Here is a 17,091-nt window from a genome sequence, read left to right on the forward strand (position 1 = left end):
GGAGAGGGATTGATGGAAACGAACCGCAGAGGCGCAGAGAACGCAGAGGGAAGAGAGTTAGGAGAGGAGATGAATCAACTTACAGGTAAGGTGATTGGGGCGGCGATTGAGGTGCATCGGGTGTTGGGGCCAGGGTTTTTGGAGGAGGTGTATAAGGAGGCGCTAATTATAGAATTTTTCAGGTGCGGGATACCTCATCTGGTTGAAAAGTCGGTAACAGTCAATTATAAAGGACATGAAGTAGGTAAGGGGAGACTAGATTTTCTGGTTGCCAATTGTCTAATTGTGGAATTAAAAGCTGTCCAAAATTTAGCCCCAATCCACGAAGCTCAAGTCCTCTCATACCTTAAAATGACTAATTACCCCTTAGCCCTTCTCATCAACTTTAACGTTCCCGTCCTCAAAGACGGCATCAAACGCATCATCCTCTCTTAGTCTTTCTCTGCGCTCTCTGCGCCTCTGCGGTTCGTCCCCCAAACCCATGAAACACTAGAAGTTTTCAGTTTGCAAATATGCGCCCCAAAAAAGTTACTATTTCAGCCCAAGCTACGCTGCTAGCACTAGAATCATAACGATAACCGTCGTCGCGCATGAATGTATGTTCTGCTTCATACGAGAAAACTTGGTGAGGTATGTTAGCATTCTCAATTGCTTTTATTATAGTTTGGCGATCGCTCTCTGGTATATGAGGGTCAAGAGTACCGAATACCATTAGCATCTCGCCTTTGATTTCACTTACCCTCTGGATTGTATCGGCTACTTCTTTACCCAGTTTACCACTGGGAATACCAGTAGGGTAACAGCAGACACAAGCCCGAATTTCGTTTTGAAATGCGGCGCGGAAGGCTAAATGTCCACCAATACAAAAGCCAAGAGTGCCTATTTGATTTGGAGAAACCGCACTCTCTGTTTTCAGAAATTCAATCATAGCAAGGCAATCGGCATCATAATCAGCTACGGAGGTTCGACGCGCATCGTCATTACCCCGCATCCGTCCCAGATCGTCTGGCTCAATTACTGAACCAACTGGCTCAATTCGGTGAAAAATTTCTGGGGCTGCTACTACATAGCCGTATCCTGCTAAGTAGTTAGCTAGACGAATTATTGCATCACCTAATTGATAAATATCACTGTAGAACACAATACCAGGGTATTTTCCTGCTGCTTTGGGAGCCGCAACATAAACACGCATTAAGCTGCCATCTACTCTTAATTCAACGTTGCGCTTAGTGATTTGCACTTTTTTGTCTCCGTGTTCCGCTTGCTGTCATTAGCTTCTACACTATAGCGCCGAAGTATCCGGTTACTTTCAACCTACAATTTGGCGTTCTTTTTCCAGTGAAAGTTTGTTGCGATCGCATTTCTAAAGTAGTGAAGTAGTTAGATTTTGTGTAATAAATATGTCACAATAATAATTTTAGTTATCGTTATCAGGTCAAATGACAGAAGTTTTTGTAAATCCAGAATGCCCATTTTCATTAAAAAGTTTTGACCTTCTTGCACAATTAAAGAAACATTCAAGTCAAGATTTTTATTCAAAGCACGAAGAAGATTTTAAAACTTATATTCAACAACCATTTCAGCAGCTATACCAGCTTACTATTGCTCAACTATCAGGTGAAATAATAAAACAACTTAATACAGATATTCAGGAAAATATTTTTTTGTATGAGCCATTTATTGAATATAATTTATTTTTAAAACAAATGGAAACTCAATGGAATAATGCTCACTTTTTTATACGGATTATACCAAATGGTTTATGGTTTGGCTTGTATATTTCTGAGAAAAGTGTGAATAGACAAAAATTTATTAAAAACATCCAAAATAACACAGCGATTAAAGAAATTCTTCTCCAAAATACTCGAATAGATGGTAAGTTTTCTCTCTTTTCTGAATCTAGTCAGCAGATTAGTAAAATTAATCGTTTAGCTGACTGGTTAAAAATTGTAGCTCGTCAGAAAAGCGCGACTAAGTGTATTCAAGTTACTAATTATCTTACATATTATCGAGTATTAAATTTTGACTATCAACAGCTAGCTAATGAAATAAAACAGCTATTTGAAGGAATTTTCCCTTTATTTTTGGTTGCAACGTGTGATGAACCAATTACAGCTATTGAAGAATATTTACATCAAACTAATATAAAAAATGGTAAATATTACTGCCGACAAGGAGTGAAGAAATATCAAGAAGGAAACTACCAAGATGCTATTAAACAATTTGATATAGCTTTAGAGCAAGCTCCAAATATAGCGGATGTTTATCGATACCGAGGAAAAGTAAAAGCTGAAACAGGATATACGGACGATGCTATATATGACTATAATTATTTACTACTGATTCAACCTAAAAATTACGAAATTTACGATGAGCGAGGTAATATTTACTATAATCTTGAAAATTACGATAAAGCCCTTAATGATTATAACCAATCTTTACATATTAATCCTAACTTTGCCTTGGCATATTACCATCGAGGACTTACATACTTAGAACTCGAAAATCAGCAAAAAGCTTTTGAGGATTTATGCAGAGCTACAGAATTATTTGACAAGGAAAAAGATGTGGATAATTACGAAGAAGCACAGCGTATCCTCAAAACTATTTATCCAAACTATTGTGAACCTTTGTTTACAGAGATTAGTCAGAATATCCGCTCTAAAGGTCTGCGTATTTCTGAAAGTATCTTGCGACGCTACCATTTAGCCCTTAAAACCAGAAAATTTGTAATTCTTTCAGGAACTAGCGGGACTGGCAAGACTTGGCTTACCAAAGCTTATGCTGAAGTAGTAGCGGCTGAATACCTTTTAGTTCCTGTGGCTCCTAATTGGACTACTAACGAAGATTTACTCGGCTACTTCAATCCAATGGATAAAGAATACCATTACACTGCGTTTAGCCATTTTTTAGAAAAAGCGGCTCAAGAGTACGAACAAGCTCAAACAGAAAAACGCACTCCCAAACCTTACCATTTAATCTTGGATGAGATGAATTTAGCACGGGTAGAGTATTACTTTGCCAAATTTCTCTCAGTGATGGAAGTTAGGATGCGTGAAGGATTAGCCCAAATTGAACTTGCATCCGAGAAACAAATTTTGTTACCACCTAACCTTTACTTTATTGGTACGGTCAATGTAGACGAAACTACTCACAATTTTGCTGACAAAGTTTATGATAGAGCGCAAATGATAGAACTTGAGGTTTGTCGTAATGATTTATTTGAGCATTTGGGTGAAGTTGACTATCGTGAAATTTTAATGGAAGTTTGGGATAATCTGCACCTAGTAACCCCATTTGCTTTTCGTGTTTTAGATGAAATCAATAACTATGTGAATGAAGCTAAAGTTTTAGGTATATCTTGGGAAGAAGCTTTAGATGAACAACTGTTACAGAAGATTTTGCCCAAACTAAAAGGTGCTGATGATAGGGTAGGAGAAGCCCTTAAGACATTTGTTGATATTGCTGCTAAAAATAAACTTAATCTAAGTCACGCTAAAGCTAGCAAAATGCTAAAAACATTTGAACAACATGGATTTACTTCCTACTTCTAAACTGAGTTTTCTTAGCCGCGAAGGCGAGATTATAGATGCTCCAAGTGAGTGGCAACCTGCTTGGTTGGAAGTTCATGTACCTCAAGAAAAATTACAACAAATACGGCTTTGGCTTCAAGATAAAAAACTCCCACTCTTGGTAATGGATTTGAGTGGAAAGTTTCGAGTTCTAGCTGAGTGGCCTCGCTCAAACCCTGGCTACTACCGACTACGACTTGAGTACCAAAATGAGATTGAGGAACAGACAATTGCGGTTTGGCCTCAGAAAATTAATCGTGAAGCTTTTGCTCAGATGCTAGAGGATCTCGATTCTCGTCTGCCAACCTCAGTAGCGATAGGCTTACAGCGTACCGGGGCTTTAGCTGGTCTGAAATTACCACAACTAGGTGAAACTACTTTAGCTCAGGAACTACTTCGCTTACGTCGAGCTATTAATGGCACAGGCAAAAGATTAGGGCTGAGTGAGATTTTGAGCCAACTTGCTCGCAATCCTCATCAAATCCTCAAAACTAATGAAATTTGGGTTCGGCAAGATCAAGTCCGCAGACCTCCTCTTGGTGGGCTAGTTCAAGCTTTTTTTCGAGGGCATAACTTGGATGTGAGTGGAAGACCGATTCGCCTACCGGATGTCCGAGTTGAGCATACTGTTGATGTTTATGAGAACCAGTTGGTTAGGTTATTTTTTGAGCTTGTCAATCAGAGACTTAGACGAGTTCGGCAAGCTTTTGAAGCTGACCCTAAAGGTAAGCCTTTGGAAGAGATTAAGTCTCTGTTTTACCAATTAAAAAAGGCTCGTCAACAAGCAGCTTTTCTAGATGAGGTGAGCCAGCCTAAATATTTGCCCAATCAAATTACGATGGTTTTGTTAAACCGTCCACTTTACCACGCTGCTTTGGAAGGCTATCTAGAATTTATCAGAAGTCCTGCTGTGCATTTGGATGATTCAGACCTTGATGCACCTTTGGAGAATCTCTACAAACTTTACCAAATTTGGGGAACTTTGTGGATAATTGCAACGCTATTGGAAGTAGCTATAGATAAAGGATACAAAGTTGAAACCCAGTGTTTAGTTGCTAGAGATAAAACGGGAGTCTACGTCAGAATTTTACCTAATGGACAACCAGCATTAGTTTTAATTCACCCGCAACACAAGACAAAAATTAAGTTAATTCCTGAACGAAGCTATGGCAAAGATGGAGAACTGCAAAGCGCCAGCGTTACATTGCGCCCTGATATAGCAGTAGAGATCAGACTAGCTAATGGCTCTAAGAATGTCTATTTATTTGATCCCAAGTACAAACTTGAGGGTGAGTCACTGGAAAACACAAGCAATGAAGGAAAGCCTAAAAGTGTTGATATTCAGAAGATGCACACTTACCATGATGCTATCCAAAACAGAGAAGGTAGGCAAGTAGTCAGCTATGCTGCGATTATTTACCCTGGTTCCTACGCATCTTATTCCAACGCAGAAATTGAGGCTCTTCCAGCTTATCCTGGGGCTGAAAGTATCCTACAGGAGCATCTGCGTCGCGTGCTAAATAAAGCCCTTGAAGTTTCCTGACAATAAACCATCTGGACTTCTGATGTCGGACTTGACGAATCCGGTAAATGGCATTCATGGCTTTCTTTTACCATCACTGTGATCGCTTAATATCCCCAGTGAAAGTTTGTTATGTTTGCCTTAACTAAGCATTTCTTCTCTCTGTGTCCTCTGCGTCTCTGCGGTTCGTTAAAAAAAATAAAGAATTTTACTTTTAGCCTTAACCCAAGCGTATACCCTCAGAACCCACACCAATAATTAATAAAGGGGACAGATGACATTCGCTTGCTGCGAAGCATCCATCCCCGAATAGCTGCCCAGATCATGAACCTGGAATCTATAGTCCGGTATCTAATAATCACAGTATCGTCCGAGATATGTAGATTGTCACTGGGATAGATACTGATTTACGAAATACTTACGAAAAGATTGTTACACAATTACTCTTGTTCACCCTTAATTCCGCCTCCCATAGCCAACAGCGCCGTTCCATAAGCTGCTTCTGTGTACACTGACGCGACTACAGGAACCTGCAAATAACGTGCCCTAATCGCAGTCCAAGTTTCATTCGCCGCACCACCGCCAGCAGTATAAACACGGCTCAATTTGTCTGCGCCCATTTGCTGTAATAATTCATACCCTCGCGCTTCTATGCGGGCAATACTTTCTAACAACCCATGCAAAAATTCGACTGGGTTATCTGGGCGTGGTGACAAACGTGGGGGTAGATTGGGATCATTAATCGGAAAGCGATCGCCTACCTTCAATAACGGATAATAGTCTAACTCGCTGGCAATTGAAGCATCAATCTCCCAGCTAAGGCTTTCTAACTCCGCGTTTGTGAAAAATTGCTTGAGTACAGCACCTCCAGTATTAGAAGCACCACCAGTCAGCCACAAATCCCCCAACCGATGGCTGTAAATTCCATATCTGGCATCTTCTTGCCGGGTGCGACTTAACAACTTCAATACCAACGTTGAACCAAGGGAAGTCACGGCTTCACCAGGTAATTTTGCTCCACTGGCGAGAAAAGCGGCAATACTATCAGTTGTACCTGCACATACCAGACAATCACGGCGTAAACCAAATTTATCCGCAATTTCAGGACGCAATTGGGCAATGGGAGTACCAGGAGGCAAAACTTTGGGTAGCTGAATCGGTATTTGCAAATTTTCTAGCCATTCTGGGTATTTCAACTCTTCTACGTCATAACCCAGCTTTAAAGCATTGTGGTAATCGCTAATCCCCAGCTGTCCATGTAGGAGAAACGCCAGCCAATCTGCTTGATGTAGGAAATATCTGGCTTCACTAAAAGAGGGTTGTTGCATCATCCACAAGAGTTTGGCTAGGCTGGAGGTGGCACTCAACACGGTATGATTAGGGGGTGCTATATTCCTCAAATGCTCTAACACCAATGATCCCCGTGCATCGTTGTACAGCAATGGTGTATCTACAGGATTGCCAACAGCATCGACCAGCAAGACAGTGGAAGAAGTACCATTAATTGCGATCGCTTTAATTTCTCGCCGCAATTGGTTAGGTATTTGTTCCACCAGCATAAACAAAGCCTCTTGCCAAATTTTGGGCGTAACGGCGGCTGGTGAGTCCTGGAAGGGATATCGCACCTGTGCCTGAATACAAGAGGCTTCCTCGTCAATCACTACACCGCGTGCGCCAGATGTGCCGAAGTCGATGCCCAAATACAAATTCATAATTTTTATAAATTTTTTTAATAGAGAATAAATAAGAACTACTGACTAATAACTGCTTTTGTTGCATCTTGTAACAAGATATTCCCCAATCTTGGCAAAACAAGGAAAAGTAGTAAACGAACTGTTCAAAATCTATTCAGTTTAGGAGGTTTTCAGCCATGCCTATCTTAGATACTCTGTACATCGCTCAGATATCTTCCATCTCAGATACTCAAGTCTACATCGCTCTAGTTGTGGCCTTGATCCCAGGAGTTCTAGCTTGGCGATTAGCCACAGAACTTTACAAATAAGCCTTCGATGTGACACAGTTAAAAAGCTAAATAATCCTGGCAGTACGGGGTGCAATTTCCAGATATGGTGTAAAGCCATAAGTAGCTAGAAACCTTGCACTTACGTAAGCCAGGTTATTTTTTAACTGGTACAACACTTGTAGCTATTTCAAAAAAATGAAGTAATATGACAGCTAAATCAAGCAGTAATTAGCGCCAGAGGGCTTTTACAGTGCTTCCCTTCACTAAGCGAGGTTATCTTTTAGCATCATGAACGCGATTCAACCCTCCAGACCACCGTTACAACCTATACAAAAACGCCGGGTCATTTCTCGACCAAAGCGGCATCTTCGTCAACGTTCTTACCAGGTGATGGCACTGGAAAGCACAGTCAAAATAGCGGTTAATGTTGTGATTACAGCTGTTGCAGCGTCTGCGTTAGCACAACTTTTGCCTTATCATTGGTTACAGCAAGCAAAGTTGCGAGAAATTAGTACCGAAGTCAAGCTGATGGAAGGACATGTCAATAGTTTGCAAACGCAATTTAGCCGTAATTTCGATCCTCAGCAAACTAAAAGTATTATGCAAGAGCAAGGATACCGATTTGATCCTAGTCAGCGTCAGGTCGTGTTGGTAAATCCGGATCGCCGAGAAGATGAACAAACACAATCCTCACCCTAAAAAAAAATAACGAATTTAGGATTATTTAGGTTTCTGGTAATTCTGGCTACGTATAAACCGGGTGTTATTTATATTATTGCTAATAAATAGTGGTTAATCACTAATTTTTGAATAGCTATATAGTTATCATTCATTAGTCATTAGCGATACAGCGTCACTAAACTCTAATTCAAAATTTAATCAATTATTTTGAATTTTGAATCCACTAGAAGGATTAATCTACCAATTAAGACGCTGATTCAGATAGCAACTCGTTTAGCCAATTTTCGAGTTGTAAACGTAAGTGACAACAAGTAATATCCTTGCTGTTGTCGATAGAAGGCAGTTGAGTGAGGGCGCGACGATAATCAGCGATCGCACAATTCCAGTCGCCCCAAAGATGGTAAGTCCTGCCGCGTTCAGCCCAGATATGACCTTCTAGCTGACCGAAAAGCTGTGCTACCTCAAAATTCTCAATTGCCTCCTCATATTGCCCCAAATCGCGCCAGGTAATGCCTCGGTTAATCCATGCCCGGACATGGCGAGGATTGAAATTAATCGCTTGATCGTAGTCGGCAAGTGCTGCTGCTAATTCTCCACAAGCTGCGTAGTAATTTGCGCGGTTATTATAAGCACTAGCTAAATAGGGATTAAGTTTGAGGGCGGTGTTATAGTCAGAAAGCGCTTTTTGCGTTTTGCCACCTTGGAAATAAATTAGCCCCCGGTTATTGTAATCAACGGCATTATGGGGATGGCGGTAGATTAGTTGGGTTAAAAGTGCGATCGCCTCAGTATATTCTCCTTGTTGAGCCAACCTCAAAGCATAAGAGCGTAAGTGGCTATCCTCTAAAGTAGATTCGCTGCGATCGCTTGTTCTCCGCTCTTGAACTTTTTTTGTAGTATTTAGAACATATTTGTATTGGTTACTTTGCTGGTCATCGTCAGCTAAAAATGAGTAAGTATTCATCTTTCCCTGCCTGAAATCCCTGCTTTGTGAAATAAAAGTCTAATTTTTTACTGATGGTGGTTTTACCACTGTGTCTATTCTCAAGGTATTTATGGTTACTTTAAAGCCATCTTAAGGCTGAATTTAAACTACTCACACCAGTAGAAATCTACCCCTTAGAAACAATTGCTCCTCAAGCCTAATCATGGATACTTGCTCTCGAAGGTGAATTCCAGAAATAGCAGACGTTAAATCTCAAAGACTAGTCAGCACAATTCGCAATTCGCAATTCGCAATTCGCAATTAATGCCCCCGGATAAATCCTGGGGCTTGAACCCTGCATTGTTTAAAACTTATCTATCCATAAATGAATTTAGGGGCTTGTACCATCAAGGAAGAATTGGTCAAGTAGTGAGAGCAGCAAATTGGTAGAATGCCAACAAGCCGTTCGTTAAATAAGGGACTGGGAACTGCGGAGAATTCACTTCCTCCTTTAACTCAATGCCTAATCCCTAGTCTCTAGTCCCTAGATTCAATTTTTAAGTTTTGAGAAATTTTCTGATGACAACTGCAATTTCTTATCCCAATGCCCCTGATTTAGCAACCGATGATTACATTGTGATCGGCTTGGCAACCTGCTTCGTCAAAGAAGATGGAGAAGTTTATCAAATCGAAGTTATAGAACCAATTCCCTCTGCGGCTTTAGAAGCGCTGTTAAAGGGCATTCCTACCTCCTATAAGCTGGCTCATGCCACAACTTTGGGATCTGTGTTAGATGGCGATTCACAACCGTTGCCAGATGGCTTCCCAGAGTCGGCTCAGTTTGGCGAAGAATTTGTACCACGAGCATTTGCAGCAGCTCGTACCTATAAGCGTCGTGAATCTGCAAAATCCCTGATTCCCTTGGGCACAAACTACGCTGAATTTAAGTATTCTATTGAGCGCAAGCGGGTATTAAATGCCGCTAGAGTTGTCACGAAAGAAGATAACGTTAAACAACACTCTCATACTCACAAAGTTCTTTAAGTCATTAGTCATTATGCTCAAACTTTACGGTGGCGCTCGTAGTCGAGCGTCAATTGTTCAATGGTATTTAGAGGAAATAAAAGTTCCTTACGAATTCATCAAGCTGGATATGCAGGCTGGTGAACATCTCAAACCTGAGTATTTGGCAATTAACCCAGTTGGTAAAGTTCCGGCAATTGTTGACGGGGATTTTAAACTTTGGGAATCTGGGGCAATTTTGCTGTATCTTACCGATAAGTATGGTAAAACTGCTCTTTCACCAGAGGAACGTGCTGTATTTTCCCAATGGACGTTGTTTGGCAATTCTACCCTCGCTACAGGGATTTTTGTGGAAGCAAATCGGGAGCGAGAAATGCCCCGCTTGCTGACTTTCTTAAATGAGATTCTCGAAAAGCAACCTTTTCTGTTGGGTAACGAATTCACTGTTGTGGATGTGGCAGTGGGGTCTATTCTGAGTTACATTCCCATCATGCTGAAGCTAGACCTCAGCCCCTACCCGGCGGTGTTGAACTATATCAAGCAGTTATCTGAGCGTCCAGCATTTCAAAAAAGTATTGGCGGAGGGGCTTAAAATAATTCGTAATTCGTAATTCGTAATTGAATTCTTAACTACGAATTACGAATCTGTTAACGATAATTTGTAAATTGCAAAGCCACGGGGTAGTCTTCTTGTTTTAGTCGCTGCATGACAACTTGTAAGTCATCTTTAGATTTGGCAGAAACCCGCACAGCATCACCTTGAATTGAAGCTTGTACTTTTTTGAATTCGTCTCGAATCAATTTGGAAATTTGTTTAGCAATTTCTTGACTAATGCCTTTTTTGAGTTTGATTTCTTGACGCACACGATTACCACTGGCTGATTCAACTTTGCCAAAATCAAAGATTTTTTGGGATAGGTTACGCTTGGCGGCTTTTTCCCGCAGAATGGTGTGTACAGAATCTAAGGTAAACTCGCTGTCAGTACTAACGTTAATGCTTTCTTCGACTAACTCGACAGTAGTTTCAGTGTCTTTGAGGTCGTAACGACCTTTGATGTCTCGGATAACTTGATCGACAGCGTTAACCAACTCTTGTCGGTCAAAGTCGCTTACAATGTCAAAGGAAAAAGTAGAAGCCATAAAATATTTTGGATTTTAGATTTTGGATTTTGGAAGTGGGCATAAAGCATTAATAATTCCCATGCCCAATGCCCCATGCCCAATGCCCCACTTAATTAGTAGCTTGGATGATGCTCAAGAAAAAGAGAGTGCCACAGCTAAAGATGCCAATGGCAAACATCAGCGATCGCAAAAGGGGTATATTCAAAATATAAAAAATTGAGTATAGCAAACGGGCTACAACAAAGGCGATCGCAGCCACTTTGGCTGTAAAAGAATTTACACCAGTTACATAAGCCATCAATGCTGCTGCTGCAAACACCATAAACGCTTCAAAGGTATTCTGATGTGCCCAAGTAGCTCGTTGGGCATAGGTGGCAATTTATCAACCATTGCGCGAGGAGTATAAAGCATCTCTTTGCCAATACCCACACGGGCATAAGCTACTACCAAAAATGGTAGGTAAATCAGAACGGCAGCAGCAGCGATCGAGTACAAAAAAATTATCATTACTTATTAGTCGTTGGTTATTAGTCATCAGTCATAAGTCATCAGTCATTAGTCAAATGCAAATGACAAAAGACAAATGACAAATGACTAATCAAAGTAGAAAAGCGTCACCACTTTTCTTTGTTCTTCTGCATCCTGGCAAGTTTGTAACAGGGTGCGGCTGTCGTGAAACGCAAAGCAGATTAGTTGCTGGCAACGGGAGACAATCTCCTTGTTGCACAGGTAACTAGCCTCAGCAAGGGACAAAGTATCATTACTGGGATTTTCGACTAGATGCATTACCTGTTCTAGTTGCTGGCGCGATTCCAAAGGCTGGCGTTCCAGGCTTTGGGGGAGAATCACCGTCAACAAATTTGCATCAGCCCGGGTTGCTCCCTTGATGGCCGCTGAATTTGTACCTGTAGCACCAGAAGTAATGATTCGATTACCCGATAAAACTAGGGCATAAGTCATCATTTCAATAAGATTCTGATGCGTAATCGGCACATGACGAGAACCCAACAAGGCGATTCTTTTCGAACCTGTTTGCTGGATTGTCGCTAGTTCTTGCGCTAATGTATCGAGGTTAATAAGGTCTGTTGATTGGCTCAAAGATGGAGAAAATCAGATTAAACGACCCAGATATTCTACCAAACAGCGTGTAGATACGAGGAAAACTTGAGTTAAACATTGCTACTAATTTTCAATTGTTTGCTTCAGTAACTCCCTTACTTGGTTACACCAGGCTAGCCAATGTGTTTCGTAACTAATGCCATTTAAGAGAGTCAAATATTGAAATTTGCCTGATTCTGGCAGTTCTTGCGGATTCTGAAAGTAACGCTGTTCTAATTCCTTGTACGTAGACAATTTTTTTTCATGGGCTTTTTGGTGATGTTCTAGCTCTGCCAAAATAATTTGCTTAGGAACAATATCACCAGCAAAAATTTTAATAGAACCAGGAAAATATAAGGCGATTTACGGGAATATGCCTGTCTTTGGATTAGCTGCTGCAACTAAGCACGTCCCAGCGATGGGGCGGAAGGAGACAGCACACCGTCGCCAGGGTGGTGACGGCGAACCATCTGTACCCTTACCTGCAATACAGACTCCTAACTGATAACTGAGCTATAGATGCTCTGAATAGTTTGAGTTGATGAATCTAAGACAATGCCGCTGCGGGAGTTAAACCTAGCTTGGATAACAAGCGGTCAATGTCAAAATGCTCCGACATCAACTGACGAATATACTGAACCTTAATCGGCTCGTGGAGGCGGACTTGCCCGAAATTTCGGTCAACAATTTCCACAGTGGTGAGGGTGTCTAAGTCAACAGATAAAATGGGGATTTCTAGGTCTTCAGCGCGACTGAGAATAAACGGCGGTGGCGGTAGTTGCCCGGTGAGAATTAAACATTGGGTAGAAGTTTCTAAAGCAGCTTGCTGAATCTCGACGCGATCGCCTCCTGTCACCACAGCCATATTCCGACGTTTGCGGAAATATTTCACAGCAGAGTTGACATTCATCGCTCCAATTGCCAGACTTTCTACCAATAAATCCATGCGATCGTTGCGACAGAGAACATCAGCCTTTAACTGTTTGACCAGTTCGCCAACGCTCACGCTGCGGAGCAAAGCGCTATTCGGCAGCATTGCTAGCACTGGAATACCCTGCTGTTCCAAAAATGGGCGCAAGAGCGTGTCAACCGCTTCTAGTTGGGTGACAGGGATATCATTGATCACAACTCCAATCAAGCGATCGCCCACACGCTGTTTTGCAGCCAATAGTGCCTCAACCGAAAGCAACGATTTATAGCGGGCTACTAACAGTACAGCAGAATCAAGTACTTCAGCCATTTGCAGCAAAGACAAGTCAAACAAATTGCCTTCGGACAAATCACCAGGCCCCTCCAGCAACACTAAATCTCCTTGAGACTTATGTAAATATTGCTGTATTAGGGACTGCTGATAATCGGTTTTGTCTTCTCCCCGCAAGCGCTTTTGCACATTCGGTTCATCCAAAGCCAGCATTGTAGGTGCAACGCGGTTTTCCGGCAAATTGAGGCTAAGAGCGATGAACTGGACATCTTCATCAATTACGGTTCCACTAGACGAATTATTAAAACACGTACCGAGCGGTTTACCGTAGCTAATATCCAGACCTTTTTTGCTGTAGCTGATGAGACAAACCCAGAACAGTTGCAGATTTACCGCTGTAATTCTCGGTCGATCCAATCAGCAAATATTTAGGGGATTTTGGCACACATGCACTCCTAATTTCAAAAGTCAGAAGAACCCAGCTAGGTGTTTCCTAATTCTAGTTCCTTCTGGCAAAAGCCTCTCGCTCTCACAAATTAAGGTTTCCCAGAATTACTTTCTAATCTAGCAAGCAGGCGGCACATGAGCCAATTTTTTGAGCTTTAGAACTAAAGGGGGCAGAGGCAGGGGGAAATGACTTGTTTCCTCATGCTGTAGCTTCAGTCAACGTCGCAGATACCATTCGTTTATAGCTGTTCTAATTCTAGACTGCGGGGGTTGGCGATGTGCTGTGTTACTAAAGTGGTGGTGTATTCCAATATGCTCTGCTTCTAGAATAAGCGATCGCATACGCTCATAATTTTTCTGTTAAAAACTAATAAAAAGAGTCTCTACATCTTTTTGGGAGATATCTATTCAATAAACGTCATCCATTTTGAAAACTGGAGTTTTTCTAGAAAACGTATTGCTGTTAATAAGTGGGTGTAGAGAATGAAACAGGGATGCTTAAAGTAAAATGCGATCGCTTATCATCCATGTAATACGATCGGCAATATCTACAAGGTGAGCTAATATGGATACCGTAATTACACCACAAAGAATAGAGTTACCACCTGGCGCGGTGTTGAAGCTTTTGGGAAACTGGCAAGACTATCAAGTATTGAGTCAGCAATTAGGCGATCGCTCCTCACCTCGCATTAAATATCGAAGAGGAGAAATTTTACTGATGGCACCATTACCTGAGCATGGAAGAGATGCCAGCTTACTGGCATTAATAGTAATAGCTATACTTGACCACTTAAACCGCATATACGAGTCATTTACGCCTATCACCATGAGCTTGTCAGAGATTAGCGGTATTGAACCAGACTTTTGCTTTTACATTGAAAATTGTAGAGCAGTCGTAGGCAAAAAAAGAATTGATTGGGAGTCAGATCCACCACCTGATTTAGCAATTGAAATAGATGTGACAAGCTACACCGACATTAATGATTTCTTGCCTTATAGAGTACCAGAAGTCTGGATATTAAAGAGTAATCGGCTATTAATTTATAGATTGCAGGAAGAAAGTTATGTGATTACAGAAAGCAGCTATTTTCCTAACGTTCGAGAAATTGTGCAGCAATGTCTCCAAATGGCTAATGAGCAAACAACAAGTGAAGTCATTAGGTGGCTAAAGAACTTTTTGCGTGGACAAAACTAAGGTGCGTTACGCTAACGCTTAATTATAAATTATTTTAATCCCTTCGATTTGCGAAACTCCTGAACAACATCTTTAATTTCACGTAACTCTCCCTCGACTAAGTAATTTAATTGCCGCATTTCATCTGCCGAAATCTTTCCGGCGAGAGAAGCGATCGCTTCTCTTAATTCTGGATATTTTTTCAGTGTTTCTTGCCGAACAATGGGCACAGTTTCATAAGGTGGAAAATAATTTTTATCATCTTTTAGTACAACTAAACCCAAGCGAGAAATCTGCCCATCAGTGGAATTACCCGCCACCATATCTACCTGCTTTTGAAGCAAAGCACGATATATTAAACCCAAGTCCATAATTTGGGGTGGTTTAGCAAAACGTAAATCGTAAGTTTTAGCTAATCCAGGAAAACCATCTTCTCGTTCTAAAAATTCGTAGCCGAAACCGCCACGCCACTGTGGTGTATATTGAGTAGCTTCAGAGATAGTTTGAATATTATTCCGCTTGGCATCTTCACCCCGAATAATCATCGCAAAAGTGTTTTCAAAACCCAAGCTTGGCATCACTTCTAGATTAAATTGCTGGGCATAAGTTTGTTTTACTATTTCATAAACTTCTTTGGAGCCATTAACTGGTTTTTGCTTTAAAATCGCAGTCAAAGCTGTGCCTGTATACTCAATATAAGCATCAATTATGCCAGCATTAATCGCATTATGACAAACAAAAGAACCACCGAGCCGAGGACGACGAGCTACTTTTAAATTAGTTGTTCCCTCAATTTGCTGTGCTAAAAGTTCACCTAAAATATCTTGTTCGGTAAAATCTTTGGAAGCAACAACTATATTAGCATCGTTATTACTATTGATATTCGGCGTGCAACCAGTGATTACCAGTAACGCAGCAAAACTTAAAAAGCACAATACCAAAAATCTTTTCATTACTTAACTTTTAATTTATTCTCTATCCAGCCAATTACGAAGTCAGCCAATAATGCAATTGCCGCCGCCGGAACTGCACCAGCTAAAATTAATTGATTGTTTACAACTGATATGCCGCGAAAAATAAACACTCCCAAACCACCAGCACCAATCGCCGCCGCAATAGTTGCAATACCAATGGCAATTACCGTTGCTACTCGCACACCTGCCAGAATTACTCCCAGCGCTAAGGGAATCTCAACTTGCAACAGCAATTGTCTATCTGTCATTCCCATGCCTCTGCCAGCTTCTCGAATCGCTGGATCTACGCCAGTAATACCTGTGTAAGTGTTACGAATTATTGGCAGCAAAGAATATACAGTTAAAGCAACAATTGCTGGTACTGCGCCAATTCCACCAATTATAGGCACAGGAATTAGTAAGCCAAATAGTGCCAAACTAGGAATAGTTTGGAAAATATTTGCTATACCGAGAATTGGTTGGCGGAGATAAGTTTTGCGTGTAATTAAAATACCTAATGGAATGCCTATAAGGATGGCAATTCCAATGCAATGCCTACCAAAAACAAGTGTTCTAGAGTATGTTGAAGTATTTCTGGGGCATACTTAACGAGGAAGAAATTTTTCATAAAGTATCTTGTAGGGAACGCAAACATTGAACAAAAGCGAGGCTTTCTGGGTGTTGCGATCGCATAAATTCATCTTTCGTCCCCAATACTACCAATTCTCCGCCAGACATTAAACCAATTCTCGATGCCAAAACCAAGGCTTCTTGAATGTCATGGGTGACAAAAACAACTGTCTTACCTAATTCTTGCTGCAAATGTCGAAACTCTTGTTGCAGTTCTAGCCGCGTAATTGGATCGAGTGCGCCAAAGGGTTCATCCATCAACAGCACAGGCGGATCTGCTGCTAAAGCCCTGGCTACACCGACTCTTTGCCTTTGTCCTCCCGAAAGTTCGTGCGGGTAACGCCCAGCGAATTGTGCTGGTTCTAAACCTACTAATTGCAACAATTCATAAACCCGCGTTTTTATTTGTTTAGATTGCCAACCTTCTAAAGAAGGAACTAAACCTACATTGCGTTCAACTGTAAAATGGGGAAATAAACCAATTTCTTGAATGACGTAACCAATTTTTCGCCGCAGTTTAATTTCATCCCATTGAGTTGTGGGAATACCATCAAATAAAACTTCACCTTGTGTAGGTGTGAATAGGCGATTAATTAACTTCATTGTCGTAGTTTTGCCGCTACCACTGCGCCCAAGTAATACTAGTGCTTCTCCTTGACGGATGGTGAAATTGAGATTTGACACCAATGGGCGATGATTGCGGCTAAAGGTGACATCGCGGAATTCGACGGTGGCTTGGTTATTTTGCGGCATGAGTGGCTGGCAGTGAAAGCTAGTGAA

At 41.2% G+C, this 17,091-nt stretch carries 17 protein-coding genes and 3 pseudogenes; 9 read left to right on the plus strand and 11 right to left on the minus strand.

The genetic code is table 11. The annotated features are described in order from the left end of the window. The first annotated feature begins 12 nt into the window (after positions 1 to 12). Entirely contained in the window at positions 13 to 435 is a 423-nt protein-coding gene (locus ANSO36C_RS15920) for a GxxExxY protein (RefSeq protein ID WP_251955334.1), read from the plus strand. A 64-nt stretch (positions 436 to 499) separates the two neighbouring features. On the opposite strand, the gene ANSO36C_RS15925 is transcribed toward ANSO36C_RS15920, so the two are convergent. Next, complete coding sequence (locus tag ANSO36C_RS15925; RefSeq protein ID WP_251955335.1) at positions 500 to 1,240, minus strand: dienelactone hydrolase family protein; 741 nt, start codon at positions 1,238 to 1,240, stop codon at positions 500 to 502. Between the two features lie 199 nt (positions 1,241 to 1,439). Between ANSO36C_RS15925 and ANSO36C_RS15930 the strand changes: the two genes are divergently transcribed. After that, entirely contained in the window at positions 1,440 to 3,554 is a 2,115-nt protein-coding gene (locus ANSO36C_RS15930) for an McrB family protein (RefSeq protein ID WP_251955336.1), read from the plus strand. After that, positions 3,532 to 5,115, plus strand: a complete 1,584-nt coding sequence (locus ANSO36C_RS15935) for a DUF2357 domain-containing protein (RefSeq protein WP_251955337.1) — start codon at positions 3,532 to 3,534, stop codon at positions 5,113 to 5,115. Before ANSO36C_RS15930 ends, ANSO36C_RS15935 begins: the two co-directional genes overlap by 23 nt. 419 nt (positions 5,116 to 5,534) lie before the next feature. On the opposite strand, the gene ANSO36C_RS15940 is transcribed toward ANSO36C_RS15935, so the two are convergent. Then, positions 5,535 to 6,806 (minus strand): FGGY-family carbohydrate kinase, encoded by a 1,272-nt coding sequence (locus ANSO36C_RS15940; RefSeq protein ID WP_251955338.1) that lies wholly within the window; start codon positions 6,804 to 6,806, stop codon positions 5,535 to 5,537. A gap of 200 nt (positions 6,807 to 7,006) precedes the next feature. On the opposite strand from ANSO36C_RS15940, the gene psaM reads away from it, so the two are divergent. Together psaM and ANSO36C_RS15950 are read left to right on the plus strand one after the other, a co-directional pair. Then, entirely contained in the window at positions 7,007 to 7,096 is a 90-nt protein-coding gene (gene psaM, locus ANSO36C_RS15945) for a photosystem I reaction center subunit XII (RefSeq protein WP_040630342.1), read from the plus strand. Positions 7,097 to 7,345: 249 nt separating this feature from the next. Next, positions 7,346 to 7,756 (plus strand): slr1601 family putative cell division protein, encoded by a 411-nt coding sequence (locus ANSO36C_RS15950; RefSeq protein WP_251955339.1) that lies wholly within the window; start codon positions 7,346 to 7,348, stop codon positions 7,754 to 7,756. 226 nt (positions 7,757 to 7,982) lie between these two features. Here ANSO36C_RS15950 and ANSO36C_RS15955 read toward each other — a convergent pair whose 3' ends face one another. Beyond that, positions 7,983 to 8,702: a tetratricopeptide repeat protein gene (locus tag ANSO36C_RS15955; protein ID WP_251955340.1), complete on the minus strand. Its 720-nt coding sequence runs from the start codon at positions 8,700 to 8,702 to the stop codon at positions 7,983 to 7,985. Positions 8,703 to 9,242: 540 nt separating this feature from the next. Here ANSO36C_RS15955 and ANSO36C_RS15960 point away from each other — a divergent pair. Next, on the plus strand, positions 9,243 to 9,707 hold the full coding sequence (locus ANSO36C_RS15960; RefSeq protein ID WP_251955341.1) for a hypothetical protein: 465 nt from the start codon (positions 9,243 to 9,245) through the stop codon (positions 9,705 to 9,707). 13 nt (positions 9,708 to 9,720) lie between these two features. Beyond that, on the plus strand, positions 9,721 to 10,278 hold the full coding sequence (locus ANSO36C_RS15965) for a glutathione S-transferase family protein (RefSeq protein ID WP_251955342.1): 558 nt from the start codon (positions 9,721 to 9,723) through the stop codon (positions 10,276 to 10,278). 56 nt (positions 10,279 to 10,334) lie between these two features. On the opposite strand, the gene ANSO36C_RS15970 is transcribed toward ANSO36C_RS15965, so the two are convergent. From ANSO36C_RS15970 to ANSO36C_RS15985, 4 genes and pseudogenes are all read right to left on the minus strand, one after another. Beyond that, complete coding sequence (locus ANSO36C_RS15970; protein ID WP_012411046.1) at positions 10,335 to 10,826, minus strand: YajQ family cyclic di-GMP-binding protein; 492 nt, start codon at positions 10,824 to 10,826, stop codon at positions 10,335 to 10,337. Positions 10,827 to 10,917: 91 nt separating this feature from the next. Further along, a pseudogene (locus ANSO36C_RS15975) lies at positions 10,918 to 11,315 on the minus strand (MAPEG family protein). An 87-nt stretch (positions 11,316 to 11,402) separates the two neighbouring features. Then, positions 11,403 to 11,906, minus strand: a complete 504-nt coding sequence (locus tag ANSO36C_RS15980; RefSeq protein ID WP_100902618.1) for a DNA recombination-mediator protein A — start codon at positions 11,904 to 11,906, stop codon at positions 11,403 to 11,405. 84 nt (positions 11,907 to 11,990) lie between these two features. Continuing rightward, positions 11,991 to 12,203, minus strand: a complete 213-nt coding sequence (locus ANSO36C_RS15985) for a hypothetical protein (protein ID WP_251955343.1) — start codon at positions 12,201 to 12,203, stop codon at positions 11,991 to 11,993. A gap of 76 nt (positions 12,204 to 12,279) precedes the next feature. Between ANSO36C_RS15985 and ANSO36C_RS33900 the strand changes: the two genes are divergently transcribed. Further along, positions 12,280 to 12,411: a hypothetical protein gene (locus tag ANSO36C_RS33900; RefSeq protein WP_267145320.1), complete on the plus strand. Its 132-nt coding sequence runs from the start codon at positions 12,280 to 12,282 to the stop codon at positions 12,409 to 12,411. 42 nt (positions 12,412 to 12,453) lie between these two features. On the opposite strand, the pseudogene ANSO36C_RS15990 reads toward ANSO36C_RS33900, so the two are convergent. Further along, positions 12,454 to 13,552, minus strand: a pseudogene (locus ANSO36C_RS15990) (phosphotransacetylase family protein). Positions 13,553 to 14,119: 567 nt separating this feature from the next. Here ANSO36C_RS15990 and ANSO36C_RS15995 point away from each other — a divergent pair. After that, positions 14,120 to 14,749 carry a Uma2 family endonuclease gene (locus ANSO36C_RS15995; RefSeq protein WP_251955344.1) on the plus strand — a complete coding sequence of 210 codons (630 nt, stop codon included), beginning with the start codon at positions 14,120 to 14,122 and terminating at the stop codon, positions 14,747 to 14,749. A gap of 29 nt (positions 14,750 to 14,778) precedes the next feature. Here the strand turns inward: ANSO36C_RS15995 and ANSO36C_RS16000 are convergent, their stop codons facing one another. From ANSO36C_RS16000 to ANSO36C_RS16010, 3 genes and pseudogenes are all read right to left on the minus strand, one after another. After that, positions 14,779 to 15,681: a glycine betaine ABC transporter substrate-binding protein gene (locus tag ANSO36C_RS16000; protein ID WP_251955345.1), complete on the minus strand. Its 903-nt coding sequence runs from the start codon at positions 15,679 to 15,681 to the stop codon at positions 14,779 to 14,781. Next, positions 15,681 to 16,309: pseudogene (locus tag ANSO36C_RS16005) on the minus strand (ABC transporter permease). Before ANSO36C_RS16005 ends, ANSO36C_RS16000 begins: the two are co-directional and overlap by 1 nt. Continuing rightward, complete coding sequence (locus ANSO36C_RS16010) at positions 16,306 to 17,064, minus strand: ATP-binding cassette domain-containing protein (RefSeq protein ID WP_251955346.1); 759 nt, start codon at positions 17,062 to 17,064, stop codon at positions 16,306 to 16,308. Before ANSO36C_RS16010 ends, ANSO36C_RS16005 begins: the two are co-directional and overlap by 4 nt. Positions 17,065 to 17,091: the final 27 nt, after the last annotated feature.

This window comes from Nostoc cf. commune SO-36, from assembly GCF_023734775.1.
Taxonomy (GTDB): domain Bacteria; phylum Cyanobacteriota; class Cyanobacteriia; order Cyanobacteriales; family Nostocaceae; genus Nostoc; species Nostoc commune_A.

Coding starts and splice junctions, on each gene's coding strand:
- ANSO36C_RS15920 (WP_251955334.1), top strand. CDS start 13: ATGGAAACGAACCGCAGAGGCGCAGAGAACGCAGAGGGAAGAGAGTTA.
- ANSO36C_RS15930 (WP_251955336.1), top strand. CDS start 1,440: ATGACAGAAGTTTTTGTAAATCCAGAATGCCCATTTTCATTAAAAAGT.
- ANSO36C_RS15935 (WP_251955337.1), top strand. CDS start 3,532: ATGGATTTACTTCCTACTTCTAAACTGAGTTTTCTTAGCCGCGAAGGC.
- ANSO36C_RS15940 (WP_251955338.1), bottom strand. CDS start 6,806: ATGAATTTGTATTTGGGCATCGACTTCGGCACATCTGGCGCACGCGGT.
- ANSO36C_RS15950 (WP_251955339.1), top strand. CDS start 7,346: ATGAACGCGATTCAACCCTCCAGACCACCGTTACAACCTATACAAAAA.
- ANSO36C_RS15955 (WP_251955340.1), bottom strand. CDS start 8,702: ATGAATACTTACTCATTTTTAGCTGACGATGACCAGCAAAGTAACCAA.
- ANSO36C_RS15960 (WP_251955341.1), top strand. CDS start 9,243: ATGACAACTGCAATTTCTTATCCCAATGCCCCTGATTTAGCAACCGAT.
- ANSO36C_RS15965 (WP_251955342.1), top strand. CDS start 9,721: ATGCTCAAACTTTACGGTGGCGCTCGTAGTCGAGCGTCAATTGTTCAA.
- ANSO36C_RS15970 (WP_012411046.1), bottom strand. CDS start 10,826: ATGGCTTCTACTTTTTCCTTTGACATTGTAAGCGACTTTGACCGACAA.
- ANSO36C_RS33900 (WP_267145320.1), top strand. CDS start 12,280: ATGCCTGTCTTTGGATTAGCTGCTGCAACTAAGCACGTCCCAGCGATG.
- ANSO36C_RS15995 (WP_251955344.1), top strand. CDS start 14,120: ATGGATACCGTAATTACACCACAAAGAATAGAGTTACCACCTGGCGCG.
- ANSO36C_RS16000 (WP_251955345.1), bottom strand. CDS start 15,681: ATGAAAAGATTTTTGGTATTGTGCTTTTTAAGTTTTGCTGCGTTACTG.
- ANSO36C_RS16010 (WP_251955346.1), bottom strand. CDS start 17,064: ATGCCGCAAAATAACCAAGCCACCGTCGAATTCCGCGATGTCACCTTT.